5 protein-coding genes are annotated in these 4975 nt (G+C 41.3%); 2 read left to right on the forward strand and 3 right to left on the reverse strand.

All coding sequences use genetic code 11. The features are described 5' to 3' along the window. Positions 1 to 102 precede the first annotated feature (102 nt). Positions 103 to 1014: an ABC transporter substrate-binding protein gene (locus RCH20_RS12390; protein WP_209956269.1), complete on the reverse strand. Its 912-nt coding sequence runs from the start codon at positions 1012 to 1014 to the stop codon at positions 103 to 105. 247 nt (positions 1015 to 1261) lie between these two features. Here RCH20_RS12390 and RCH20_RS12395 point away from each other — a divergent pair, with 247 nt between their 5' ends. Further along, positions 1262 to 1993 (forward strand): hypothetical protein, encoded by a 732-nt coding sequence (locus RCH20_RS12395; RefSeq protein ID WP_327193819.1) that lies wholly within the window; start codon positions 1262 to 1264, stop codon positions 1991 to 1993. Positions 1994 to 2024: 31 nt separating this feature from the next. Here the strand turns inward: RCH20_RS12395 and RCH20_RS12400 are convergent, their stop codons facing one another. Next, on the reverse strand, positions 2025 to 2777 hold the full coding sequence (locus tag RCH20_RS12400) for an SDR family NAD(P)-dependent oxidoreductase (RefSeq protein WP_209956271.1): 753 nt from the start codon (positions 2775 to 2777) through the stop codon (positions 2025 to 2027). Between the two features lie 91 nt (positions 2778 to 2868). Beyond that, positions 2869 to 3510 carry a uracil phosphoribosyltransferase gene (upp, locus tag RCH20_RS12405; protein ID WP_209956272.1) on the reverse strand — a complete coding sequence of 214 codons (642 nt, stop codon included), beginning with the start codon at positions 3508 to 3510 and terminating at the stop codon, positions 2869 to 2871. A gap of 431 nt (positions 3511 to 3941) precedes the next feature. On the opposite strand from upp, the gene RCH20_RS12410 reads away from it, so the two are divergent. Further along, the gene (locus tag RCH20_RS12410; protein ID WP_209956273.1) at positions 3942 to 4577 is read left to right on the forward strand and encodes a DNA glycosylase; all 636 of its coding nucleotides are present in this window, start codon (positions 3942 to 3944) and stop codon (positions 4575 to 4577) included. Positions 4578 to 4975 lie beyond the last annotated feature (398 nt).

Here is a 4975-nt window from a genome sequence, read left to right on the forward strand (position 1 = left end):
CTTAGTGAATTTGCCTAACCTCTGATACAGAATATCGTATCAAGTATGGGTATTACCTAAGAAACCGCTACCTCTATAGGTGGTCGGTAGTTCATTATACCGTTACTGCCACAATTTGGCATAATTCGTGTCACTGAGTGCGGCGATATCTAATGTTGCCAACATCTCACGTAGTTCTGACCACCGCTTGCTATCAGGCTTGATGGGCGTTATCAAGCGTTTTAGCGTGTCATTAATAATGTCGTCCATTAGTGCAGAGGGCGCCTCACCCGTGTAACCGTAATAAATAGCGCGCGCCTGCTCTGGATCATTAATACACAGTTGCCCCATGTCGGTACTTACCTTGACGAACTGCTGTAGCGCGGTTGATTTCTCTTGCCATATGCTATGCGTAGTCATTAGCTCCAGTGCGGAAAAGTTCGGATACGGTGATAAATGCTGATCGATAAAAGTATAGTCAAGACCCGCATGATTGGCTTCGATGCCTTCAAAGTTATAAAAACACAACCACGCCCCATCAAATTCTTTATGTTCTTTGCCCTGCCCATCGCCTTGTTGCAGGTTATGTAAATGCTGAAAGTCAGTCTCTACAAAGCTGACATTGTCGCAGTCTAAAACAAAGCCATTTTTCTCGGCATAGCGGTTCAAAATCTCAAAGCCAATCTTATTGGTAATGGGGTTGGCTGCTGGCGTGGTAATGCGTATTGGCTGATTTTGATGCAGCTTGTCCATACTACTTTGCTTCATTAAAACCCCACCGTCGGTCACAAAAAAACAGCCCAGTGCCTTTAAATCATCAAAATAATGCTCGAATAAATGAATAGGCTCATTGACATGCAAATCAATATTGCCTGCTTGCAATTCCGCAAAGCCATCATAGTGTTCAGTTGGCTCAATCATATTGATATCAAGCCCCGCCTTCTTATAGGCGTCGGTGTAGATTCCGGCTATAAAAGGCAGATGATCAGGATTTAAGAACCACTCTAACGTTAAGGTAAGTGCCGTGTTCGCCATAAAATATCCTTATGCAAATAATGAGAGCTTGCTATAGTAAACCCTACTGTAATAAAAGCAGCCAGGCTGACCACAGTATAAAAACTACCCTAGTAATCTGATAGTAAATAAAGCTTATTGTTAGCAATGATAAATATACTATAGAGTAAAAAGGACGTATAAAATATCAAATAAATAGTAGCACATAGCAAAGGATAGCCGCGATGATTATGTATTCGATTATCAACATAAAAAAGGATGATGCGTCATGAGTAAACCAACGCTAACAGAACTTGATAGTAGCTTCTATCCGCAAGTTTGGGAGCAGCAGGTATTTAAGGATCCACAGGCGTTATTAATAGCAATTTTAGAAGGTAGGATTACATCAGATCCAAAAGCGTTTACTAAGCAGATTTTGGCAAATGATGCTTATCAACAGTGGATTAACTTTACGGTGTTCGGGCGCTATATTCAGCGCAGTTTTGCCGCCTTTTATCAGCAAAGTGAAGACAGCTTTAATATGGACATACCGGCATTGTTTCGCCATGAGCTGATGCGTCATGCGCAGTATTTACCGCTTGATCAAATATTATTCGTAGCTGGCGATATACCTAAGAAGGTACGCCGTGAAAAACTGTTAACGACTACGCTTAATCCTGCTACCGCAGTGAATGGAGCGCGGACAAGCAAACAGCATGCTAATAAAGCAATACTAGCAAACACTCAAGAGACAGTTGTTAATCAGATACGGGTAGCAGGCAAGCAGGTGTTAGGGTTTGCCATACGCCATAACAAACGTACCAGCGAGCGTACCCGTAACGAAGTATTAATCTTGGATTTTCAGGATTTACGCTTAGTGAACGAGCAAAGCGTGGAGCAAAGTAATACAGCGATATCAAAGGGTACTGTTATAAATGATACTATTATAAACGGTACCGCTATACAGCACGCTGCTATAAAGAGTACCGCTACATTGCTTCGTTGTTATGAATTACGTTAATGGCCTGCTCTTACAATTTAGCTATGACAATTTAGCTATCCTGCTTAGCAATCGTCAGTCCGTTATAGGTCTGTGCCACCGGCATGACTTCTAAACGGTTGATGTTAATGTGAGCAGGAGATTCAATTAGCCATAATAAGATATCGCCAATATCCTCACCAGTCATACTTTTAAAGCCATCATAAACCTTGGCGGCCTTATCATCATCACCATGATAGCGTACGTTTGAGAACTCTGTTCCTCCAACATTACCGGGCTCAAGATTAGTGACACGCACTTGGGTGCCGATTAGATCAGCTCGCAAGTTTAAGCTGAACTGCTTTACAAAAGCTTTAGTGGCGCCGTACACATTACCGCCATAGTATGGCCAGCTACCCGCAATAGAGCCCAAATTAATGATATAACCACTGTCGCGCGCGACCATTGCTGGCAAGACCGCATGTGTTAATGACATTAGACCCTTGATGTTGGTATCAACCATTTGCATCCAATCAGTAAGGTCGGAGTTTTGAGCAGACTCTGTACCTAGTGCCAGTCCGGCATTATTGATTAAAACATCGATTTGGCTGAAGGCATCAGGTAGATCGGCGATTATCTGCGGAATAGAAGCCGTGTCACTGACATCCATGGCCACTGGCAAAAATGATTCGCCTAAGCTGTGTGCCAGTTCATTAAGTTTATCGAGGCGTCTGGCACAACCGATTACCCGGTGGCCTTTTGCAATTAAACGCTCCGCCAACGCTTTACCAAAACCCGCACTTGCCCCTGTAATTAATACGTTCATTATTCATCCCTGTTGTTAATAATTAGTTACTAATGGCAGTCATCAATGACCAGTCGTTGTCTATAGAAGTGGTTTATAGTTATTAATCGTACTAGTTTTGCTTGGTACCAAAAATCTTATCACCGGCATCGCCGAGGCCAGGGATGATATAGCCGTGTTCATCCAGATGACTGTCTAAGGCAGCCGTATAAATAGTCACGTCAGGATGCGCGTCATTGACCAAGCGCACGCCTTCGGGCGCAGCAACCAAAACTAAGGCTTTGATATTTTTACAGCCATTTTTTTTGAGCATCTCAATAGTAGCAATCATGGAGCCACCCGTTGCTAGCATTGGATCAATGATAATCGCAGGACGTTTGTCCATATGACTGACGAATTTTTCAAAAAATGGCACTGGTTGTAAGGTTTCTTCATCACGTTGTAAGCCAACAACTGAGATTTTAGCCGTTGGTATTAAGTCGAGCACCCCATCTAGCATACCCAGACCGGCACGTAGAATCGGTACAATAGTCGCCGTCTTACCTACTATTTGCTCACCAGTAATATCGCCACACCAACCTTCCATTGGGAAAGTCTCTATTTCAAAATCTCGGCTGGCCTCATAGGCCATCAAGCGCGCAAGCTCTTTAGTAAGCGTACGGAATTTATAGGTACTACAGTCTTTTTCACGCATCAAGCTGAGTTTATGACGTACTAACGGATGATCAATTACGGTAATTTTTAAGTCACTCATGAGTACTCTCTTAGTTTTGGACTAACGCTAGAAAAGAATCAGCACTACGCTATCTACATACTGTATGTAGTATCAATACTGAGTAGCTGTTACTGATTACTTTCAATGACAATAGACACTTGGCAAATAAATACACTGCAAAGTAGCGCCTTTACAATAAACAGGCTATAACAAATCATGCCTTGACTCTATCATTTAGGCTTTTATATTAATAAGAGCGTAAACGACATCGGATACCAGTCAATATTATTGTCATACTATTGAAAGTGACAATTTGATAATGCTATTTTAAGCAGTGTTTAAGGTTGCTATCATAACAAAAAAACTACTTTTCTGATGAATAATATTATCATCGTAAGAGCATTTGACGCCGACTATAATGATAATAAATCTGTGAACGCCCTAATATCTTTTAAGCCAGAGACTCTGAAATGAACACACCAAAAATAGAAACTCATCCCTTTGCAGCTGTGTTACCACCTAACGCTTCCGTCATGATGATGGGAACGTTTCCACCGACCGCTGATAAATGGGCAATGAGTTTTCATTATCCTAACTTTTATAACGATATGTGGCGCATTTATGGACGGGTATTCTTTGATGATGCTGACTATTTTAGAGTAGGAGATGAGAAGCGCTTTGATCCTGAGCGTATCCGCACCTTCATGTTCGAACGCGGTATTGCCTCATGCCCCACAGTAGTACAAGCGATTCGTGAAACGGGTAACGCCTCAGATAAGAATTTAACAGTCGTCACATCGGTTGATTTAGACAGCATTTTGCTACAAGTGCCAAAAGTCGGAGCATTATTTACCACAGGCGGTAAGGCAACTGAGGTATTACTTAATCTACTTGACGCACCACCGCCTAAATCGCGATATCCCAAAACTAATCAAAGTATGGATTATCCGTACCAATGGCAGGACCTAGATAAAATCTCAAACTCAGAACCAGTTAATGATTTAACGTTATATCGCTTACCTTCAACCTCACGAGCCTACCCACTAGCCTTAGATAAAAAAGTCGAAGCCTATAAGGCTTTCTTTAAAAAGATAGGTAAGCTATAAAATGGACAAGGTCTATCAAAAACGTAGAGAGCAGACCAATTATAAGCGCAAAGGTTAGCGTCATTAGATAATAAAGAAAATATTCGAGACTGTACTTAGTGCTAACTTATTGATAAAAATAGTGATATTTCAATTCTTATATTTAGTCATTACGAAAACCTTAAATCCCTTTTCAAAACCGCTTGACCTGTATGTCAAACTGCGTATAATGCCACCCAGTCGGAAGGGAAGAGCGGCTTTATGAAGTGGTTTACCACTTTAGAAAAAGTTAGTTAAATAACTTCTTGACACCGTATTAAAAGCGTCTATAATACGCCCCTCAGCAAGGGAAGCTAGCAAGTTTAAGAGTAATTCATTACTTAATAACTACCAAGCTAACCTACTGAAACGAATTAAAA

Source organism: Psychrobacter sp. PL15, assembly GCF_035984995.1.
Taxonomy (GTDB): domain Bacteria; phylum Pseudomonadota; class Gammaproteobacteria; order Pseudomonadales; family Moraxellaceae; genus Psychrobacter.